This is a genomic window from Nocardia sp. NPDC055029 (genome assembly GCF_053608525.1).
Genome location: NZ_JBSGVQ010000010.1, coordinates 152,654 through 171,098 on the forward strand (window position 1 = coordinate 152,654; position 18,445 = coordinate 171,098).

Below are 18,445 nucleotides of genomic sequence, written 5' to 3' on the forward strand. Positions count from 1 at the left end.
GGCGACGCCCGCTGCGCCCACTAGGGTGGTCGGAGTGGATCTGACCGACCTGCTCGAAATTCCCGGGACCGACGCCGACGCGCTCTACGAGTCGTTCGCGGCGTGGGCCGCCGAGCAGGGCACCCCCCTGTATCCGGCGCAGGACGAGGCGCTGATGGAGCTGGCCTCGGGGTCCAATGTCATCCTGGCCACCCCGACCGGCTCCGGGAAGTCCCTCGTCGCGGTCGGCGCGCACCTGTTCGCGATGGCCAACGGGCAGCGCAGCTACTACACCGCGCCGATCAAGGCGCTGGTGAGCGAGAAGTTCTTCGCGCTGTGCGAGGTGTTCGGCGCCGAGAACGTCGGCATGGTCACCGGCGACGCCGCGGTCAACGCCGACGCCCCGATCATCTGCGCGACCGCGGAGATCCTGGCGAATCTGGCGCTGCGCGAGGGCGCGGCCGCCGAGGTCGGCCAGGTCGTGATGGACGAGTTCCACTTCTACGCCGACCCCGATCGCGGCTGGGCCTGGCAGGTGCCGATCATCGAGCTGCCGCGCGCGCAGTTCCTGCTGATGTCGGCGACGCTGGGCGAGGTCGACTTCTTCGCGACCGATCTCGAGCGCCGCACCGGCCGCTCGACCGCGGTGGTCGCGGGCACCGAACGCCCTGTCCCGCTGATGTTCTCGTACGTGCGCACCCCCATCACCGAGACCATCGAAGAGCTGGTGACCACCAACCAGGCGCCGGTCTACGTCGTGCACTTCACCCAGGCCGCCGCGCTGGAGCGCGCGCAGGCACTGACCAGCGTGAATTTCGCCACCCGCGCCGAGAAGGACGCGATCGCCGCCGCCCTCGGCGAGTTCCGCTTCGCGGCAGGCTTCGGCAAGACCCTCTCGCGACTGATCCGGCACGGCATCGGCGTGCACCACGCGGGCATGCTGCCCAAATACCGCAGGCTCGTGGAGAAGCTCGCCCAGGACGGGCTGCTCAAGGTGGTGTGCGGCACAGACACCCTCGGCGTCGGCATCAACGTGCCGATCCGCACGGTGCTGCTGACCGGGCTCACCAAGTTCGACGGCGTGCGCACCCGCAGGCTCAAGGCGCGTGAGTTCCACCAGATCGCCGGACGCGCAGGCCGCGCCGGCTTCGACACCATGGGCACCGTGGTCGTGCAGGCCCCCGAGCACGAGGTGGAGAACGCGCGCCTGATCGCCAAGGCGGGCGACGACCCGAAGAAGCAGCGCAAGGTGCAGCGCCGCAAACCACCCGAGGGTTTCGTGTCCTGGAGCGAGGAGACCTTCGACCGTCTGGTCTCCGCCCAGCCCGAGCCGATGGTGTCGCGCTTCACGGTGACCAACGCCATGCTGCTCAACGTGATCGCCCGCCCCGGAAATGTCTTCGCCGCGATGCGGCACCTGCTCGAGGACAACCACGAGCCGCGCGCCGCCCAGCGCAAGCACATCCTGCGCGCGATCCGGCTCTACCGCGCCCTGCGCGATGCCGGTGTGGTGCAACAGCTCTCCGAACCCGACGCCAAGGGCCGGATGGCCCGGCTCACCGTCGACCTGCAACGTGATTTCGCCCTCGACCAGCCGCTGTCGCCGTTCGCGCTGGCCGCCTTCGAGCTGCTCGATCGCGAGACCCCCACCTACACACTGGACGTCGTCTCCCTGATCGAGGCGACCCTGGAGGACCCGCGCCAGCTGCTGATGGCTCAGCAGCACAAGGCCCGTGGCGCCGCGGTGGCCGAGATGAAGGCCGACGGCATCGAATACGAGGAGCGGATGGAGCTCCTGGAAGAGGTCACCTGGCCCAAGCCGCTGGCCGAGCTGATCGACCCCGCGTTCGAGACCTACCGGGCCGGGCATCCGTGGGTCTCGGAATTCGCGCCGTCACCGAAATCGGTGGTGCGCGACATGATCGAGCGCGCGATGACCTTCGCCGAACTGATCTCGTTCTACGAACTGGCCCGCTCGGAGGGTGTGGTGCTGCGCTACCTCGCCGACGCCTACCGGGCGCTGCGCCGCACGGTGCCCGACGCCGCGCGCACCGAGGAACTCGACGACCTCACCGAATGGCTCGGCGAACTGATCCGCCAGGTGGATTCGAGCCTGCTCGACGAATGGGAGCAGCTCACCAACCCCGGCGCGGAGAACGACGCCGAGCAGATCGCGTTCGGCGCGGAGTCGGTGCGCCCGATCTCGGCCAACGAACGCGCCTTCCGGGTGATGGTGCGCAACGCCATGTTCCGCCGGGTCGAGCTGGCCGCCCGGCAACGCTGGTACGACCTGGAGGAGCTCAGCCCCGGCCCCGACTGGGCGCAGGACTTCACGCCCTACTTCGAGGAGTACGCCTCGATCGGCACCGGCCCCGACGCACGCGGCCCGCAGCTGTTCCAGGTAGAGCAGCGACCCGGCTTCTGGCATGTGCGCCAGGTGCTCGACGACCCCGCGGGCGACCACGGCTGGGCGCTGGCGGCCATCGTCGATCTGGAGGAGTCCGACGCCGCGGGTGAAGTGGTGTTCGACGAGGTCACGGTAGCGGCGGGCTGAGCCATACCCGTTCGCTATCACGGAAAATGACGAATGTTTGACGGATTCGTTGTTGGGTAGGCGCCGCTGATAGTCTCTCCCGGCCGCCGACCGAAAGTTCAACTATGCCCGAATCCCCGTACCTTGTCATCTACCCCGAACGGGTACGTGCCAATTACCGAGCTCTCGCAGCCGCCGTGTCGGCGCGGCGCACCCAGGGCACCCGGATCAGGTACGCGGTGAAGGCGGCACCGGTCGACGAGTTGCTGACGCTGCTCGACGCCGAGGGCGCGGAGTTCGACGTCGCCAGCATCGGCGAGATCGACCAGGCCATCCGGCTGGGCATCGACCCGGGCACGCTCTGCTACGGCAACCCCATCAAGAAGAGCGCCCACATCGCGCGCGCCTTCGCCCTCGGTGTGCGCCGCTACGCCTTCGACACCGAAGACGACCTGCTGCGCATCGCCGAGCACGCCCCCGGTTCCGAGGTCGAGTGCCGGTTCCTGTCCTCGGCGCCGGAGTCGCGCACCCCCTTCGGCACCAAGTTCGGCTGCGCGCCTGCCGAGGCGCTGCGACTGCTGGTGCGCGCCCGCGATCTGGGCCTGGTGGTGGGCGGCCCGTACTTCCACGTCGGCTCCCAGCAGCTGGACCCCGCCGCCTGGCGGATCGGTATCCGGCAAGCCGGTGAGATCGTCACGGCGTTGGCGGACAAGGACATTCACGTCACCGCGGTCAACGTGGGCGGCGGTCTGCCGATCTCCTACGCCGACGCGGCTCCCGAACTCGACGCGATCGCCGCCGCCATGACCGGCGCGGCCGCGGAGTTCCTGCCCGAATCCACCGGCCTGGTCGTCGAACCCGGCCGCGCGCTGGTGGGTAACGCGGGCACCATTCACGCCGAGGTCGTCGGCGTGCGTTTCGCGCCGGATGGCCGGCGCTGGGTGTATCTCGACATCGGCCGATACAACGGTATGGCCGAGACGGAGAACGAGTACATCGCCTACCGTTTCGTCACCGATCGCGACGGCGATCCGCTCGGCGAGGCGGTGGTCGCGGGTCCGACCTGCGACGGCGACGATGTACTGTATCAACGCACGAAGGTCCTTCTGCCGACCACGTTGCGAGCCGGTGATCAGATCCAGATCCTCGACACCGGCGCCTATACCGCGAGTTATTCGTCGGTGTCCTTCAATGGTTTTCCGCCCTTGACCGTTCATGTCTCGGGCGCTGAGCGAGAGTGAGTTTGCCCATGACGGCGGAATTCACCGGCTGGCACGTGCTGGCCGAGTTCGGTGGTGTCGACACAGACCTGTGTGACGATCTCGAACGACTCGAATCGGCGTTGCGTGAGTCTCTGATCGCGGCGGGCGTCACCATCTGCGATGTCGTTCACAAAAAGTTCGATCCGCAGGGGGTGACCGTCCTCGCCCTGTTGTCGGAGTCCCACGCCTCGATTCACACTTATCCGGAGTCCGGCGACATCTTCGTCGACGTCTTCACCTGCGGCAGCATCGGTGCGGGCGCGACGAAGGCTGTGGAACTTCTGCGAGACAAGTTGTCTCCCGGGAGCGTTCGGATGCAGGTCGTCCAGCGCGGCCACGGTGCCGAGAAGATCTACGAACCGGTGGGCGACGGCCTGACCCGGATCTGGGATCTGCACGAGGTGATCGTGGACACGAACACCCCGTTCCAGCACATGGTGATCGCGCGCACCGATCAGGGCATCTCCCTGTTCTCCGACGACGATCGTCAGTCCACCGAGTTCTCCCAGGTCACCTACCACGAGGCCATGATGGTCCCGGCGTTCGTGCTCGCGGAGAAGCTCGATCGGGTGCTGATCATCGGTTCCGGCGAGGGTGTCGCCTCGCAGATGTCGGTGGCGGCCGGGGCGACCCATGTCGACCACGTCGACATCGACCAGCTCGAGGTGGAGCTGTGCGCACAGCACCTGCCCTACGGCTACACCACCGACGAGCTGACCGCCGCGGTGCGGGGCGATGGCCCGGTGCACGTGCACTACGCCGACGGCTGGGACTTCCTGGCCAAGGCGCAGGAGGCGGGCACCCGCTACGACGTGATCGTCATCGACCTGCCGGACGAGCGCGTCGAGGACGCCCAGCACAACCGCCTCTACGAGTCGGAGTTCCTGTCCCGATGTAAGGCACTGCTGGCGCCCGGCGGCGTGCTGTCGGCCCAGGCCGGGTGCGCGACCATGTGGCGCAACGAAACCCTCAAGCGTTCGTGGGGCCGGTTCCACGAGCAGTTCGCCACCGTGGTCCCCTACGGCAGCGACGAGCACGAGTGGACCTTCCTGTTCGGCCTGAACGAGAAGATCGAGGATCCGGTGCGCGGCATGGCCGATCGCCTGGCCCTGCTCCCCTACCGCGCCGAGACCATCGACGCCCGCGCCCTCGAGCGCGGCGCGATCGAGCCGTACGCCCTGCGCGGCTGAGCTCGAGCGACAGACACCGAAGGCGGTGATCCGGATTCTCCGGGTCACCGCCTTCGTCGTCGCGGCGGCCGATGTTCACCGGGCTCTCGATTCCGGTGCCGCAGAGCGCCGAATGTTGGCACTATGCGAGGTGCGCCGCTTCGAGGAGAATCGAGTCCGCTCATGACACCGACACCGTTGTCCGCCGACGGTTTGATGCCGGTCCGCACGCCGTCCTGGCAGCGACCCCGCCTCGACGCGCTGTCCGAGGCGGGCCTGACCGCGTTCGGTCGGCTGTTCGCCGCCGCTCCCGACGTGACGGTGGCCGACTTCGCGCGGTTGGACGGCGACGTGACGATGCGATCGTTCCCCGGGTCCGGCGAGCGGGTGCTCGCTCCGGTGATGGCACGGCCGTCGTACTTCTGGGTGGCGAAGTCGTTTCGTCACGTGGACGGCGGTGTGGCGGTCGGCCACAATGTCTTTCGGCTGCTCGGCGGAATGCGGGCGCTGAATTTCGTGGCGACGGTGGGTGATTCCGTGATCGACGGGCGGCCTGCCGTGCTGTTCGACTACGACGATCCGCGGGTGGGATCGCGGCGCCCGGCCCGGCGGATCTACGACGAGCTGCGCGAGATCGAGCCGGATCTGTGGCTTGGCCCGAGCTACTTCCGCACCGGGGGCAAGCGAATCCCGATGGGCTGGTTCGCACTCGATGCCTCGGTGCCGTTCGACGGACCCGCCTGAACAGCGCCGAGCCGGGCGCGGAAGGACCGCACCCGGCTCGACGAACAAGTGTCAGCCGCGCGCCGCGCGTTGCGCGCGATACTCGGCCACATCGACCCCGCCGACACCCCAGTTTGTCAGCGGCACTTCGTCGATCACGACATAGGTGCTGTCGGGCGCCTTGCCGAGCACGTCGAACAACAGATCGGTGACGCCCTTGATCAGCTGCCCCTTCTGCTCCGGGGTGACCCCTTCATCGGTGACCTTGATATTCACATACGGCATGGTTGGTTTCCTTTCTACGCCGCTCTACCTGCAATGAACCCGCCGTCGACGGGGAGGATGTGGCCGGTGACGAACTCGGCGTCGGTCAGGTACAGCACGGCCGCGGTGGTGTCGGCGACCTCGCCGATCCGGCCGAGCAGGGCCGCGCCCGCGGCGGCGCGCTCGTCGCCGTCTCCGAACAGGGGTGTGCGGATGATGCCGGGGGCGACCGCGTTCACCCGGATCCGCGCCGGCGCCAGTTCGGCGGCCAGGCTGGTGGTCAGCGCGTGCACACCACCCTTGCTGATCAGCGCGGCCGAGGCGGGCAGCCCGGTCATCGCGTGATCGATGAGCACGGTGCCGATGTTGACGACGCTGCCGCCCTCGCCCTGCGCGAGCAGCTGCCGGACCACGGCCTGGGTGGTGAAGTAGGTGCCCTTGAGGTTGCCGCCGAGATAGCGGTCGAGCTCGGCCTCGGTGACGTCGACGAACGGGGTCGCGCCGAACACGCCCGCGCTGTTGACCAGCGCGTCGACGCGGCCGAACCGGTCCAGCGCCGCCCGCACGTACGCCGATCCCGTTGCGGGCGCACCGATATCGCCGGCCACCGTGGCCACCCGGTCCGGAGCGGCCAGTTCGGCGGCGACGGCGGCGAGCTTGTCCGCGTCGCGTCCGCCGAGGACGACCGCGTCACCGCGGGCGACGAAGGCGCGGGCGACGTCGCGTCCGATTCCGCTGGATGCGCCGGTCACGATGACCGTCTTGGGTGTCGACATGGACTGGTCCTTTCGGGTTGATATACGACCGGTCGTCTCTGAATGGGCGACCGAAGAGATTCGGGCCGACCAGGTCGGCGGTCAGGTCAGGATGGCGGCGCGATCACGGCCGGAAGTAGTCGTCGAGGAAGCGGCGCAGGCACTTCTCGAGCGGCTCGACGGTGCGGTCGATCTTCATCCGGATCACCGCACCTTCCCAGGATTCGAGCAGGATATCGGCGAGCTCGACGGCATCGATGTCGGTGCGCACCGTGCCCTCGGCCTGCGCGGTGCGCAGCGCACCGGCCACGCCGTCCCGCCAGTACGCCCACGCGGCCGACAGCGCCGTCCGCAGCAGCTCACTGCCCTCCAGCTCGCCGCCGAGATTGGCGATCAGGCAGCCACCGGTGTAGTCGGCGGCCACGAAATCGTCGATCAGCGCGCCGAAGAACCGGCGCAGACCGGTGAGTGCGTCGGGGGCGCCGTCGAACGCCGCGGCCAGGTTGCGCTGCACGCACAACGAGTGATGCTCGATCACCGCGTGCGCGAAGCTCTCCTTGCTGTCGAAGTAGTTGTAGAACGACCCTTTCGGCACACCGACCTTGTCGAGCACCTGCTTGATACCGGTGCCGTGGTAGCCGTTGGACAGCAGGCCTGCCGCGCCCTCCTCGATGAGGAGGGCGCGCGTGTCGTCGCTGCGCCGTGGTCGTGCCATGCCCGAAACTATACGACCGGTCGTCTACTAATGGCAAGCGCGGTGGTCAGTCGTCGTCCACACCGCGGGCGGCCAGTGCCTCGCCCATCGCGTCGGCCGTGCGCAGCGCCCGCACCAGCACGGGCGTGACCAGGGCGGTCGCCGACCAGGAGACGCCGCGCGCCCGCCGCGCCTCGGCGACGTCGTGCACGATCTGCGCCAGCAGCGGCACGCACCGGATGGCCAGCGCCAGCAGCAGACTCACCCGTTCGGGATTCACCCCGACGCGGCGCAGCGGTCCGAGCGCACTGGTCAGCGCGTCGAGCATGTCGGTGACCCGGGTCGTCACCGTCACCAGCGCCGCCAGCGCTACCGAGACGAGCAGTACGCCGCAGACGACGATCGCCCGCGCGGGCGAGGTGGTGAGCAGCTGGAACACCCCGATGATCAGCGTCATCCACAGCACCGGCCGCACCTGGGCCAGCGCCACTCGCCAGGAGATCCGCGCGAGCGCGAACAGGCAGGTCACGGCGACCACGGCGCAGGCGACGCCGAGCGGGCCGCGCACGAACACCGTCATCGCGACGATCGCGAGCACCAGCAGTGCCAGCTTCACGCCCGCGGGCAGCCGATGCAGCAGCGAGTCGCCGGGGCTGTAGAGACCGATCATTCGACGAGTCGCCGATAGGCGCCGACCGCGTCGGCCGGTGTGCCGTCGAAGGCAACGGACCCGTTGTCCAGCACCACGACTCGATCGAACCCGTCCAGCAGCGCGAGCTGGTGGGTCACCACGATCACCTGCTGGTCGAGGGAGTTCAGCGCCTCCGACACCCGGCGGGCATTGCGCAGGTCCAGCAGCGTGGTCGGCTCGTCGGCGACGATCACCTCGGGCTCGCGGATCAGCGCGGAGCCGATCGCGAGGAGTTGTTTCTGCCCGCCCGAGAGCAGGTGCGCCGGATGGTCGGCGTGCGCGCCGAGCCCGAAGCGGTCGAGCATCCGTGCCACCCTGGCCGCGATCTCGGCCCGGCCAAGGCCGCTGCGCCGCAGCGAGAACGCCAGATCCTCGGCGACGGTCGGCATCACGATCTGGGTGTCGGGATCGGTGAACACGAAGCCGACCTTGCGCCGGACCTGCGCGCCCTTGCGGGCGGCGTCGAGCCCGTCGACGGTGACGGTGCCCGACGCCGGTTTCAGCAGCCCGTTGAGCATCCGCGCCAGCGTCGACTTCCCGGATCCGTTGGCGCCGATGAGGCCGACCCGCCGTTCGGTGATCCGAAGATCGATGTCGCGCAGCACGGTCCGATCACCGAAACGGTGGCCGACCGAGTCGAGGACGATCTCGCTCACGACAGCCGCCGCGTGCGCTCAGCCACGGATCAGCCCGGGGTACGCGCGGTGCACACCCTTGGCCACGACCGTGGCGACGACAACCTTGGCCAGGTCGCCCGGCACGAACGCGAAGTTGGCCGACACGGCGGCCCACAGCCCGAGATCGGTGCGGATCAGCAGCCCGGCGGTCCCGAACAGGTAGATGACAACGAGCCCGCCGAACGCGTTGATCAGCAGGCCGAGCACGATCGGATACTTCGGCAGGATCGCGGCGGTCAGCGCGCCGATCACCAGCGTCGCGGGGATCCAGCCGATCAGATAGCCCGCGGTCGGCGAGGCAAGGGCCGTCAGGCCCGTGCGGCCACCGGAGAGCAGCGGCAGGCCGATCAGGGTCAGCGCGATGAAGACCGCGACCGCGGCCGTGCCCTTGCGCGCGCCGAGGATCGCGCCGGTGAGGATTACCCCGAGCGTTTGCAGCGTGATCGGCACGCCGCTGAACCCGACGGTGATCGCGCCCGGCAGGCCAAGGGCGGCGATCAGCGCCGCGAACACCGCGATCTGCGCCATGTCCCTGGCGGCGAAACCGAGCGCCGGCTTCGGGGACTTCTCGACATCGGGCACGGCAAACATCCTTCACAACGGAATTGAACGACGTTCAAGGTAGCAGGTGGAGCACGATCGTCTCGCCACGCCCGAAGATCGACTAAGATCCCGAGGTTGGGAGCTTCTCGGACGACGTTCGCCGCACAACGGCATCGCGCCGACCCACTGTGGCCGAGGAAGGGCCATCATGTCGATTGCGCTACAACGTTTTTCGAACTTGATCGCCGCGATCTACAGCGCAGGCAACGACCCTGACCGATGGGACGGAGTGGTCCGAGAGATCACCGACACCTTCGGGGCGGCACACGGCTTTTTGGTCATCGCCGAACCGGCAGGCGCACGGTTCGCGATCAAGACCTCGGGCAACGGCAGCTCGCCGGACCTGTCCTCCTCGCTCGACCGGGTCGCCGAACACATGCGGCGCCTCCCCGCGGGATCGGCCACCACCAGCGACGAGCTGTTCGACCACACGAGCGCGAACGGCCTGGCCAACAGTTTCCTCGCCCGGCTCAGCGACGATCTACCGCCCTCGTGGATCTGCCTGACCATGCCCGACCACGGCGCGATCAACGGCCACTCGGCCGGACTGGCCCTGCTGCGTGCGCTCGTGCCGCATCTGCGCGGGGCGCTGCGCACCCAGTCCAGGCTGGTCGAGTTGTCCCGGGAGCGGGCCTTGGCGCTCGCGACACTGGAGCAGGCGCACTACGGCATCATGATCGTCACCGCCGACGCGGCACTGGTGTTCGCCAACTCCATGGCCGGGCGCATCATCCGGCAGACCGACGGGCTGAGTGTGGATGCCTTCGGCCGGCTGCGAGCCAGGTCGCCGGGCACCCAGGCGCGACTGCGCGAGCTGATCGAACAGGCCGCGGAGTCGGCGAACGGTGGCGGGAATGTCGCGGTCGCGCGCCCCTCCGGCAATCGGCCGCTGATCGTGCGGATCTCGCCGCTGGACGGGGTTTCCGGAAACGGGGACGGTCCCTGGCATCGGGCCGTGTTGCTGCTGATCGCCGATCCGGACCGCGACCCCGAACCGGAACCGGAAGCGCTGCACGACCTCTACGGCTTGACCGAGGCGGAAACGCTGGTCGCCATGGCGGTTCTGCGTGGCGACGGGTTGCAAGCCGTCGCCGATCAGCTCTCGGTCTCGGTATTCACCGCGCGCACGCATCTGCAGCATATTTTCGCCAAGACGAAAACACACCGGCAGGCCGAATTGGTCCGGTTGTTGTTGACCACCGCGATGTCGGCTCAATAATTTCGGCGGCTCGAATCGGAGGGAATTCCACGCCGATCCCGCCGCGCGCATTCACATCTCTAGCAGAGTGCCACGGGGACACTCCCGCACTGTCGTGCGGGAGTGGCTCGAATGTTCCTCGTCGGTACCGGCATCAGCGTGTCAGACCACGCACACCGGGTAGAGGAACGGAACCGTCACCAGCACCGGAAGACACCCGAGGAAGGCGAGGGGGATCGTGATGAACGGCGAGAGCACTACGGGCTCTACCTGAACGGGCACCGGTGCGACGGGGACGGGGGCAGGATCCGCCGCGGGTGCTGCGCCGGCTACGCCGGTGCCGAGTGCGATCAGCGGCGCGCACGCGAGCACCGCGATGGTTGAACGAACTTTGTACATGACCATTCCTTCGACTGCTGCACACTTGTCGTGCCGACCCCGTGGCGGGACCGTCACCGTAATCAAGAACAGCACTCGCGGACGGGAATTGCGTCGTTCGAACAGATGAAATAGTTAGTGCATATAAAATCAGAAGGGTCGCTTCGATCGAATCACTGCGGCAAGGTATTCGTAATCCTCGGCCCGCGCCGAGGATCCGCGGTAGGCCAGACCGATGGTGCGCCCCGGCGCCGGATCGGCGAAGCGGGCGGTATCGAGAGTGCCGCGCGCGGTTTCGGTGGCCACGGCCATCTCCGGAATGAGGGTGACGCCGAGACCGCCTGCCACGCACTGCACCACCGTCGTCAGCGAGGCGGCGCGGGTGTCGCCGACCGCACCGGGATGCACCTCGGCGCTGCGGCACAACTCCAGGGTCTGATCGCGCAGGCAGTGCCCCTCGTCCAGCAGGAGCAGCGGCATGCCGGCGAGCACCGGCGCGGCCAGGTCGGTGCGCCCGGCCAACTCGTGCCCGCGCGGGGTGACGAGCACGAATTCCTCCGAGTACAGCGGGATCTCGACGAGCCCCGGCGCTCCGGTGGGCAGGGCGAGCAGCGCGACGTCGAGAACACCCGTGCGCAGGCCCTCGAGCAGCCGGGAGGTCTGGTCCTCCACCACGTGCGGAACCAGGCCGGGCAGTTTGCGGCGCAGTTCGGGCAGCAGCTCCGGCAGCACGTACGGCGCGACGGTCGGGATGATGCCGAGACGCAGCACGCCGCCGAGGCCGTCACCGGTCGCCGAGGCCACGAACCGGTCGGCGGCTTCCAGCGTCGCCATCGCCTGGGGCAGCAGTCGCATCCCGGCCGCGGTCACGAGCACCCGCCGGGTGCTGCGCTCGATCAACTGGAGCCCCAGTCCGTTTTCCAGTGATGCCAGTGCCTGCGATAACGTGGGTTGGCTCACAGTCAAACGCGCTGCGGCGGTGCCGAAATGCCGGTATTCGGCGATGGCGACGAACGCACGCAGCTGCGACAGGGTTGGCTGATAAGTCTGATCAGTCACGCCTATCAGTGTAGGGCAAGCAATCGGCTTTACCTTTCAGTACGCTTTCGGCAAGATCACCGACGAGCTCACACGATGAGCAACCACACCACGAATGAGGAGACGCGCATGGCTCTGCTGACCATCGGCGACCAGTTCCCGGCATACAACCTCAAGGCCGTCATCGGAGGTGACCTGTCGAAGGTCGACGCGCAGCAGCCCGACGACTACTTCACCCAGATCACCAGCGACGACTACGCGGGTAAGTGGCGCGTGGTGTTCTTCTGGCCCAAGGACTTCACCTTCGTGTGCCCCACCGAGATCGCGGCGTTCGGCAAGCTGAACGACGAGTTCGCCGACCGCGACACCCAGGTGCTCGGCGCCTCGGTCGACAACGAGTTCGTGCACTTCCAGTGGCGCGCCCAGCACGAGGACCTCAAGACCCTCCCCTTCCCGATGCTGTCGGACCTCAAGCGTGAACTGGCCACCGCCACCGGCGTTCTCAACGCCGACGGGGTCGCCGATCGCGCCACCTTCATCGTCGACCCGAACAACGAGGTGCAGTTCGTCTCGGTGACCGCCGGTTCGGTCGGCCGCAATGTCGACGAGGTGCTGCGCGTGCTCGACGCCCTGCAGTCCGACGAGCTGTGCGCCTGCAACTGGAAGAAGGGCGACCCGACGATCAACGCCGGCGAACTGCTCTCGGCCAGCGTCTGATCCACCCTTTCCACCGATTCACCCCAGAGGAGCCCCACTGTCATGAGCATCGAGAACCTGAAGAACTCCCTTCCCGAGTACGCCAAGGACCTCAAGCTCAACCTGTCCTCGCTGGCCCGCACCACGGTGCTCAACGAGCAGCAGCTGTGGGGCACCCTGCTGGCCTCGGCCGCCGCGACCCGCTCGGCGACCACCCTGCGCGAGATCGCCGAGGAAGCCGCCGATGTGCTCTCCGCCGAGGCCTACGAGGCCGCGCTGGGCGCCGCGTCGATCATGGGCATGAACAACGTGTTCTACCGCGGTAAGGCGTTCCTGGACGGTCGCTACGACGACCTGCGCGCGGGCCTGCGGATGAACATCATCGGCAACCCGGGCGTCGACAAGGCCGATTTCGAGCTGTGGTCGTTCGCGGTGTCCTCGATCAACGGCTGTGCCCACTGCCTGGAGGCACACGAGAAGACGCTGCGCGAGGCCGGTGTGTCGCGCGAGGTGATCTTCGAGTCGCTGCGCGCGGCGGCCATCGTCGCCGGTGTCGGCCAGGCGGTGCAGTCGACCGAGGCGCTGGCGGCAGCTGCCGTCTGATTCACCGTGTCGCCGCGGCCCCCGATCGGACTTCTCCGATCGGGGGCCGCGGTCGTTTCCCAAGGACACGACCGGGCTCGCGCGGTCCGTCGGCCCCGCGCGGCGGCCGGTAGGCTCGCGATCATGAACGCACACGAGGTGCCCGAAGCCCCGGATATCCAGGTCGAGGTCGTCAGAGTGTTCACCGACCCCGCCGGACAGCTCGGCAACGCGCTCGGTATCGCCCGCGCGAGTGATGTCGTCGCGCTCGACAAGCAGGAGCTGGCCGCGCGCCTCGGCTTCAGTGAGACCACCGTCGTCGAGGATCCCGTCGACGGCGTTGCCAGGGTCCGCATCTACACACCGCTCGTGGAGTTGCCGTTCGCGGGCCACCCGAGCGTTGGCACCGCGTGGTGGCTGGCGGCGCGGCGCACGCCGGTGCACACCTTGCAGGAGACTGCGGGTCCGGTCACCGTCGACCAGACCGACGGCATCACCTGGATCACCGCCCGTGCCGAGTGGGCGCCGGACTTCACCTTTCACCAACTGGATTCGGTCGAGGAACTGGCGCTGCTGCAGCCCGGCGACGTCACCGAGGGCCAGCACTATTTCTGGGTGTGGACCGACGAGCCGCGCGGGGCGCTGCGGTCACGGATGTTCGCGCCGGCGATGGGCGTCGCCGAGGACGAGGCGACCGGGGCGGCGGCGGTCGCGCTCACCGGGCGGCTGCGGCGCGGGCTGGTGGTGACCCAGGGCCAGGGCTCGCAGCTCTACACCGAATGGGATTCCGACGGCTGGGTGCGGCTGGGCGGCCGGGTCGCCGAGGACCACGTGGTCGTGCTCTGACCTCACTGTCCGAGCTGGCCGCCGAAGCGGCGCAACCACGGTGGCCGGGTGGTCCAGTGTCCGCGCCGTGGCGCCTCGGCAGTACTCAGGTCGGCGAGGATGCGGGCCTCCAGATGCCGTGGCGGGGTGCGCCGGTCGTCGACGGCCAGGCGGGCGAGCATGGCGTGCACGCCGCGGACCCGGGCGGCGAACTGGGCGAGCCGGTGCGGGGCGATCGCGGCGAGCTTGTTCTCGATGTGGTGATACTCGAGTTCGGCGACCGCGTCCAGCGCGTAGGCGTCGGCGAGGGCCAGGATCGAGCCCGGCGGGCACCAGGTCCGGGCGCTGCCGACGCGGACGATCCGCTGCTCGGCGAGCCGTTCGACACCTTCGGCGAGCAGCCGGGTGACGACCGGCACGCGCAGGCCCAGTTCCCGGCTGATCGCCCGGTAGGTGCGCCCGCCGTAGTAGGCGAGCACGAACACTTCGCAGTGGCTGTCGAGCGGATCGGCGAAGCCGAGGCGAGCCGAGGCCGCGAGCCAGGGCACCTCGTCGCCGTCGTGGCGGTCCAGCCGTAGCCGCTGCACCGCGAGCCGATGGATCTGGGCGAGCAGCCACGTCTGGTCGGCGCTGAACACCGCATCGTCACGGCCCGCACACGCGGACGCCGGCAGGGGTTCGCCGGGGTGCTCGGCGCCCGGTCCGGTCCCGTCACCGTCGTAGACGGCGCCGCGGCCGGATGTGGTGTCGGTCTCGGTCCCCAGCCGGGCAGCGAAGGCCGAACGGCCCCACGGTGTCCCGAGGTCGGGGACGGGCGGCAAATCGACGACCGGCGCGTTGGCGGCGAGGGTGGTGGCGCCGGTGTCGGCCGTCCACGGCGCGACACGCAGGCGCCGATACCCCTCGCGGACAACGTCTTCGGCCGAGCCACGGCGATGCAGGACGCGCAGCGCGAGCCCGAAGGCGGCGGCGCCGGTGGCGCGGTACAGCTCACGCAGCGTGTCGCGATCGTCGCCGCCGGAAGGGAACTCGGGATCGGGCAGCGCGACGCCACCCGGCGCCGGATCGGGACCGCGCTGCCGATTCATCGTCGAATTCCTGTCCACACAAGGGCAATTCGCAGCACGAGCGGTTGTGGATCGGTATTCACCGGCCGATCGCGGCGATCAGCATGAACGCGGTACCGATATCCATCACCACGTGGGGCACCAGCGCCGAGGTCAGCGGGTGGGCGCCTGCGGGGTGAACGAACCGGTGCCAGCGGGGGCCATGACCGACGGTGCCGACCGCGAGCAGGGCATCCACCGCGAACAGGGCGGCCAGTGCGAACGCGGGCCAGGGCGCCGGACCGGTCGCGTGCTCGCCGCCGTGACCGGCCATCGCGTACAGCATGGCTGCCGCGGCCACGGTGTGGTACCCGATCGCCATGACCCCGGCGGAGGCCGCCGTCGCGCCGGTGCGCCACCGCACGACGCGCTCGGCCAGCAGGATCGCGAAGGCCACGGTGAGCGCGGTGAGCACCCCACGCACGGCGTGCGGGTCGGTCGCGGCGGGAAACACCAGCATGGCCAGCATCACCAGGCACATCAGCAGGTGCGCGCTGTCGGCCGCGGCGTCGACGCGGTGGGTGGGTGGTGGCCGCCGGGTCAATCGGGCCGAGACGATCAGGATCGCGAGGACGAACGCGGCGACCACCGGCCAGCGTACGAGTGCATTGTCCTGAACGAATTCGGCCACACCCCACCACCTTCGAGTCGCCACCCGAGCCTCACCATGCTCGCATCGACACGACGCCCGCGGGCGCGTTTTCACCCGGGCAACGTCGTCGTCATAGCGATGACGGATCATGGACCGATGTCCGATGCACAGTCCGTCACCTCGATGCAGGCGGTGCGCGTCACGGTCGACGACCTCACCGGCGCCCCGATCCGCGACCTGCTGACCGGCCACCACACCGAGATGGCCGCCAACTCCCCCGCCTGCAGCATGCACGCTCTCGACCTGACCGCCCTGCGCGATCCGGCGGTCACGGTGTGGAGCGCCTGGGCCGATGACGAGCTGGCAGGCTGCGGGGCATTGAAGGAACTCGATCGACGCCACGGCGAGATCAAGTCCATGCGCACCGCCGACGGATTCACCGGACGCGGGGTCGCCGCGAGAGTGCTGGCCCACATCGTCGACGAGGCACGACGACGCGGATACACCCGTCTGAGCCTGGAGACCGGGTCACAGGAGTACTTCGCGCCTGCTCGCCGCCTCTACCTGCGCCACGGTTTCACCGAGTGCGAGCCTTTCGCCGACTACGTCCTCGACCCGTACAGCCAGTTCTTCACGCGCGCACTCGCGGCAGAGGTCAGCCCAGCGCGCGGGTGAAGCCCTCGACCAGGTCGGCGACCTGGGCATCGGTCATCACGAACGACGGTGAGATCTGCATCGCGCCCTGTCCGGCGGCGCGGCCCGAGATGCCGTGTTCGCGCAGGGTTTTCACCAGTGCAGGCCCCTCGGACGGGTCGGCCAGCTGGACCGCGGCCACGGCGCCGATTCCGCTGCGGACCTCGGCGACGCGCGGATGGTCGGCCAGCGGAGCGAGCAGGATGTGCAGCGTGCTCTCCAGCCGGGCCGCTTCCGCGAGCAGTCCCTCGCGTTCGATGATGGCGAGGTTGGCCAGGGCCGCGGCGGCCGCGCCGGCGTGCCCGCCGTAGGTGTAGCCGTGGCGCCACCACGCGCCACCGGCGAAGAACGGTTCGGCCAGGTGCGGGGCGATGAACACCGCGCCCATCGGCAGGTAGCCCGAGGTCAGGCCCTTGGCGGTGGTGACGAGGTCGGGTTCGAGGTCGAACCGGGTCGAGGCGAACCAGGTGCCGCCGATCCGGCCGAAGCCGGTCACCACCTCGTCCGCGACGAACAGGATGTCGTGATCGCGGCAGATCTGGCGCACCTCGGCCAGGTAGCCCTGCGGCGGCAGATACACCCCGCCCGCACCGATGATCGGCTCGCAGAAGAACGCCGCGATCTGTTCGGCGCCGATCTCCTCGATCAGGGCGAGCAGCGATTTCGCGTCGTTCCATTCGACCGTGCGGGTGTCGGCGACGAGCTCGCCGTAGCCCTCGGTGTTGCCTGCGAGCCCACCGATCGAGGTGCCCGCGTAGTGCATGCCGTGGTAGGCCAGGCGACGGCCGACCAGGATCTTCTTGTCGGTGCGGCCCAGTTCGTGCCAGTACCGGCGCGCCAGTTTGGCCGCGGTCTCCACCGAGTCCGAGCCGCCGGACGTGAAGAAGATCTTGCTGCCGGGAACCGGCGCGATGGCCGACAGCTTCTCGGCGAGTTCCTGCGTCGGCGGTTCGGTGAGGTCACCGAAGTTCGAGTAGTGGGCGATGGTGCGCAACTGCTCGGCGACGGCGTCGGCAATCTCCGCGCGACCGTGCCCGACGTTGGCGAACCAGAGCCCGGCCGTGGCGTCGAGATACCGGGTGCCCGCGGTGTCGTAGACGTAGGCACCGTCGCCGCGGGCGACGACGAACGCACCGTCACGAGTGACGGCGCCCATATCCGCGAATCCATGCCAGAGCGCATTCATGGCTCCACACATACCCCAACCGGCCGGGTCGCGCTCGCCGGACTCGCGGATGTCTCAGTCCTCGGACTTGCGTTCCCGCCACCAGGCCGGCAGGTCGCCCAGCGACGCCATGGCAACCGCCAGCACCGCGAACACCAGGGTCAGCACGACCAATCCGAGAGCCATCGACACGTAGCCCTGCTGGCGCGGATCGATGAACGGGTACGGGTACCAGTCGACGATCGGACCGCGGATCAGGCTGTAGATGCCGTAGATCAGCGGGAAGATCAGCCACTGCCCGATCAGCTGCGGGCTCGGGCGCAACCGCTGCGGCATCGCGACCAGCATCCAGTCCAGCACCAGGATCAGCGGCAGATACCGATGCATGATGTCGTTGATCCACTTGTCGTTGAGCATGACGTCGATCCGCGACAGCAGGACCGCGTAGACGACCATCGTGATGAGCATGTACAGCGTCGCCGCACCGCGGAACAGCTGCCAGCCGCGGCCTTGCGGTGCGATCACCCCGCCGACGAACAAGACGATCACACCGAGGATGTTCGATTCGATGGTGAAGTAGCTCAGATAGTTGGCGAGCGAGAAGGTCGCGGAGTCGATGTTGCGCACCGGAATCCACAGCAGCGCGACCAGCCCGAGCACGGCGAACCCGATCCGGTAGGCCCTGATCCACCACGCCGTCCCCGCTGCTGCGCTCATTCCCGGATCTTCGCACGCGTCGACGCCGTGGACGCGGAGCTGAGCGGCGCCGGGCCTGCGCGTCGTGGACGCGCGGACGCGACCGGACGGTGTCACGGTGTGTCG

General features: G+C 68.8%; 21 protein-coding genes. 9 read left to right on the top strand and 12 right to left on the bottom strand.

The genetic code is table 11. The annotated features are described in order from the left end of the window. Positions 1-34: 34 nt before the first annotated feature. From ACWF9G_RS12440 to ACWF9G_RS12455, 4 genes are all read left to right on the top strand, one after another. Positions 35-2,533 carry a DEAD/DEAH box helicase gene (locus tag ACWF9G_RS12440; RefSeq protein WP_452515215.1) on the top strand — a complete coding sequence of 833 codons (2,499 nt, stop codon included), beginning with the start codon at positions 35-37 and terminating at the stop codon, positions 2,531-2,533. Between the two features lie 104 nt (positions 2,534-2,637). Beyond that, positions 2,638-3,753, top strand: a complete 1,116-nt coding sequence (locus ACWF9G_RS12445) for a type III PLP-dependent enzyme (protein ID WP_452515217.1) — start codon at positions 2,638-2,640, stop codon at positions 3,751-3,753. Positions 3,754-3,761: 8 nt separating this feature from the next. Beyond that, a complete protein-coding gene (gene speD, locus ACWF9G_RS12450; protein ID WP_452515219.1) occupies positions 3,762-4,964 on the top strand; it encodes an adenosylmethionine decarboxylase in 1,203 nt (400 codons plus the stop codon). 162 nt (positions 4,965-5,126) lie between these two features. Continuing rightward, positions 5,127-5,687 (top strand): hypothetical protein, encoded by a 561-nt coding sequence (locus tag ACWF9G_RS12455; protein WP_452515220.1) that lies wholly within the window; start codon positions 5,127-5,129, stop codon positions 5,685-5,687. Between the two features lie 51 nt (positions 5,688-5,738). On the opposite strand, the gene ACWF9G_RS12460 is transcribed toward ACWF9G_RS12455, so the two are convergent. The 6 genes from ACWF9G_RS12460 to ACWF9G_RS12485 all read right to left on the bottom strand — a co-directional run bounded on the left by ACWF9G_RS12460 (position 5,739) and on the right by ACWF9G_RS12485 (position 9,338). After that, positions 5,739-5,951 (bottom strand): tautomerase family protein, encoded by a 213-nt coding sequence (locus tag ACWF9G_RS12460; RefSeq protein WP_379306223.1) that lies wholly within the window; start codon positions 5,949-5,951, stop codon positions 5,739-5,741. A 14-nt stretch (positions 5,952-5,965) separates the two neighbouring features. Beyond that, on the bottom strand, positions 5,966-6,706 hold the full coding sequence (locus tag ACWF9G_RS12465; protein WP_452515222.1) for an SDR family NAD(P)-dependent oxidoreductase: 741 nt from the start codon (positions 6,704-6,706) through the stop codon (positions 5,966-5,968). Between the two features lie 103 nt (positions 6,707-6,809). Beyond that, positions 6,810-7,400, bottom strand: coding sequence for a TetR family transcriptional regulator C-terminal domain-containing protein (locus ACWF9G_RS12470; protein WP_452515224.1), 591 nt, complete (start codon positions 7,398-7,400; stop codon positions 6,810-6,812). Between the two features lie 46 nt (positions 7,401-7,446). Next, on the bottom strand, positions 7,447-8,049 hold the full coding sequence (locus ACWF9G_RS12475; RefSeq protein WP_452515226.1) for an energy-coupling factor transporter transmembrane component T family protein: 603 nt from the start codon (positions 8,047-8,049) through the stop codon (positions 7,447-7,449). Then, positions 8,046-8,726: an energy-coupling factor ABC transporter ATP-binding protein gene (locus ACWF9G_RS12480; protein ID WP_379306231.1), complete on the bottom strand. Its 681-nt coding sequence runs from the start codon at positions 8,724-8,726 to the stop codon at positions 8,046-8,048. Before ACWF9G_RS12480 ends, ACWF9G_RS12475 begins: the two co-directional genes overlap by 4 nt. A gap of 18 nt (positions 8,727-8,744) precedes the next feature. Further along, a complete protein-coding gene (locus tag ACWF9G_RS12485) occupies positions 8,745-9,338 on the bottom strand; it encodes a biotin transporter BioY (RefSeq protein ID WP_452515228.1) in 594 nt (197 codons plus the stop codon). 37 nt (positions 9,339-9,375) lie between these two features. On the opposite strand from ACWF9G_RS12485, the gene ACWF9G_RS12490 reads away from it, so the two are divergent. Then, positions 9,376-10,569 (top strand): helix-turn-helix transcriptional regulator, encoded by a 1,194-nt coding sequence (locus tag ACWF9G_RS12490; RefSeq protein WP_452515230.1) that lies wholly within the window; start codon positions 9,376-9,378, stop codon positions 10,567-10,569. Between the two features lie 141 nt (positions 10,570-10,710). Here ACWF9G_RS12490 and ACWF9G_RS12495 read toward each other — a convergent pair whose 3' ends face one another. Then, entirely contained in the window at positions 10,711-10,947 is a 237-nt protein-coding gene (locus ACWF9G_RS12495) for a hypothetical protein (protein ID WP_379306237.1), read from the bottom strand. Positions 10,948-11,076: 129 nt separating this feature from the next. After that, positions 11,077-11,985, bottom strand: a complete 909-nt coding sequence (locus tag ACWF9G_RS12500) for a hydrogen peroxide-inducible genes activator (protein WP_379306239.1) — start codon at positions 11,983-11,985, stop codon at positions 11,077-11,079. A gap of 108 nt (positions 11,986-12,093) precedes the next feature. On the opposite strand from ACWF9G_RS12500, the gene ACWF9G_RS12505 reads away from it, so the two are divergent. The 3 genes from ACWF9G_RS12505 to ACWF9G_RS12515 all read left to right on the top strand — a co-directional run bounded on the left by ACWF9G_RS12505 (position 12,094) and on the right by ACWF9G_RS12515 (position 14,088). Continuing rightward, positions 12,094-12,681, top strand: coding sequence for a peroxiredoxin (locus tag ACWF9G_RS12505; RefSeq protein ID WP_189024058.1), 588 nt, complete (start codon positions 12,094-12,096; stop codon positions 12,679-12,681). A gap of 42 nt (positions 12,682-12,723) precedes the next feature. Then, positions 12,724-13,263 carry a carboxymuconolactone decarboxylase family protein gene (locus ACWF9G_RS12510; RefSeq protein ID WP_379306241.1) on the top strand — a complete coding sequence of 180 codons (540 nt, stop codon included), beginning with the start codon at positions 12,724-12,726 and terminating at the stop codon, positions 13,261-13,263. A 123-nt stretch (positions 13,264-13,386) separates the two neighbouring features. Further along, positions 13,387-14,088 (top strand): PhzF family phenazine biosynthesis protein, encoded by a 702-nt coding sequence (locus ACWF9G_RS12515; RefSeq protein ID WP_379306243.1) that lies wholly within the window; start codon positions 13,387-13,389, stop codon positions 14,086-14,088. A 2-nt stretch (positions 14,089-14,090) separates the two neighbouring features. On the opposite strand, the gene ACWF9G_RS12520 is transcribed toward ACWF9G_RS12515, so the two are convergent. After that, on the bottom strand, positions 14,091-15,155 hold the full coding sequence (locus ACWF9G_RS12520) for an RskA family anti-sigma factor (protein ID WP_452515233.1): 1,065 nt from the start codon (positions 15,153-15,155) through the stop codon (positions 14,091-14,093). A 58-nt stretch (positions 15,156-15,213) separates the two neighbouring features. After that, entirely contained in the window at positions 15,214-15,804 is a 591-nt protein-coding gene (locus tag ACWF9G_RS12525) for a DUF5134 domain-containing protein (RefSeq protein ID WP_452515235.1), read from the bottom strand. 117 nt (positions 15,805-15,921) lie between these two features. Here ACWF9G_RS12525 and ACWF9G_RS12530 point away from each other — a divergent pair, with 117 nt between their 5' ends. Beyond that, positions 15,922-16,440 (top strand): GNAT family N-acetyltransferase, encoded by a 519-nt coding sequence (locus ACWF9G_RS12530; RefSeq protein WP_452515237.1) that lies wholly within the window; start codon positions 15,922-15,924, stop codon positions 16,438-16,440. On the opposite strand, the gene ACWF9G_RS12535 is transcribed toward ACWF9G_RS12530, so the two are convergent. Both ACWF9G_RS12535 and ACWF9G_RS12540 read right to left on the bottom strand, forming a co-directional pair. Beyond that, positions 16,421-17,644 (bottom strand): aminotransferase family protein, encoded by a 1,224-nt coding sequence (locus ACWF9G_RS12535; RefSeq protein WP_452515239.1) that lies wholly within the window; start codon positions 17,642-17,644, stop codon positions 16,421-16,423. The genes ACWF9G_RS12530 and ACWF9G_RS12535 overlap by 20 nt on opposite strands. A gap of 54 nt (positions 17,645-17,698) precedes the next feature. After that, positions 17,699-18,340 (bottom strand): Pr6Pr family membrane protein, encoded by a 642-nt coding sequence (locus ACWF9G_RS12540; RefSeq protein WP_452515241.1) that lies wholly within the window; start codon positions 18,338-18,340, stop codon positions 17,699-17,701. Between the last annotated feature and the right edge of the window lie 105 nt (positions 18,341-18,445).

Coding starts and splice junctions, on each gene's coding strand:
- ACWF9G_RS12445 (WP_452515217.1), top strand. CDS start 2,638: ATGCCCGAATCCCCGTACCTTGTCATCTACCCCGAACGGGTACGTGCC.
- speD (WP_452515219.1), top strand. CDS start 3,762: ATGACGGCGGAATTCACCGGCTGGCACGTGCTGGCCGAGTTCGGTGGT.
- ACWF9G_RS12455 (WP_452515220.1), top strand. CDS start 5,127: ATGACACCGACACCGTTGTCCGCCGACGGTTTGATGCCGGTCCGCACG.
- ACWF9G_RS12460 (WP_379306223.1), bottom strand. CDS start 5,951: ATGCCGTATGTGAATATCAAGGTCACCGATGAAGGGGTCACCCCGGAG.
- ACWF9G_RS12465 (WP_452515222.1), bottom strand. CDS start 6,706: ATGTCGACACCCAAGACGGTCATCGTGACCGGCGCATCCAGCGGAATC.
- ACWF9G_RS12470 (WP_452515224.1), bottom strand. CDS start 7,400: ATGGCACGACCACGGCGCAGCGACGACACGCGCGCCCTCCTCATCGAG.
- ACWF9G_RS12475 (WP_452515226.1), bottom strand. CDS start 8,049: ATGATCGGTCTCTACAGCCCCGGCGACTCGCTGCTGCATCGGCTGCCC.
- ACWF9G_RS12485 (WP_452515228.1), bottom strand. CDS start 9,338: ATGTTTGCCGTGCCCGATGTCGAGAAGTCCCCGAAGCCGGCGCTCGGT.
- ACWF9G_RS12495 (WP_379306237.1), bottom strand. CDS start 10,947: ATGTACAAAGTTCGTTCAACCATCGCGGTGCTCGCGTGCGCGCCGCTG.
- ACWF9G_RS12505 (WP_189024058.1), top strand. CDS start 12,094: ATGGCTCTGCTGACCATCGGCGACCAGTTCCCGGCATACAACCTCAAG.
- ACWF9G_RS12510 (WP_379306241.1), top strand. CDS start 12,724: ATGAGCATCGAGAACCTGAAGAACTCCCTTCCCGAGTACGCCAAGGAC.
- ACWF9G_RS12515 (WP_379306243.1), top strand. CDS start 13,387: ATGAACGCACACGAGGTGCCCGAAGCCCCGGATATCCAGGTCGAGGTC.
- ACWF9G_RS12520 (WP_452515233.1), bottom strand. CDS start 15,155: ATGAATCGGCAGCGCGGTCCCGATCCGGCGCCGGGTGGCGTCGCGCTG.
- ACWF9G_RS12530 (WP_452515237.1), top strand. CDS start 15,922: ATGTCCGATGCACAGTCCGTCACCTCGATGCAGGCGGTGCGCGTCACG.
- ACWF9G_RS12535 (WP_452515239.1), bottom strand. CDS start 17,644: ATGAATGCGCTCTGGCATGGATTCGCGGATATGGGCGCCGTCACTCGT.
- ACWF9G_RS12540 (WP_452515241.1), bottom strand. CDS start 18,340: ATGAGCGCAGCAGCGGGGACGGCGTGGTGGATCAGGGCCTACCGGATC.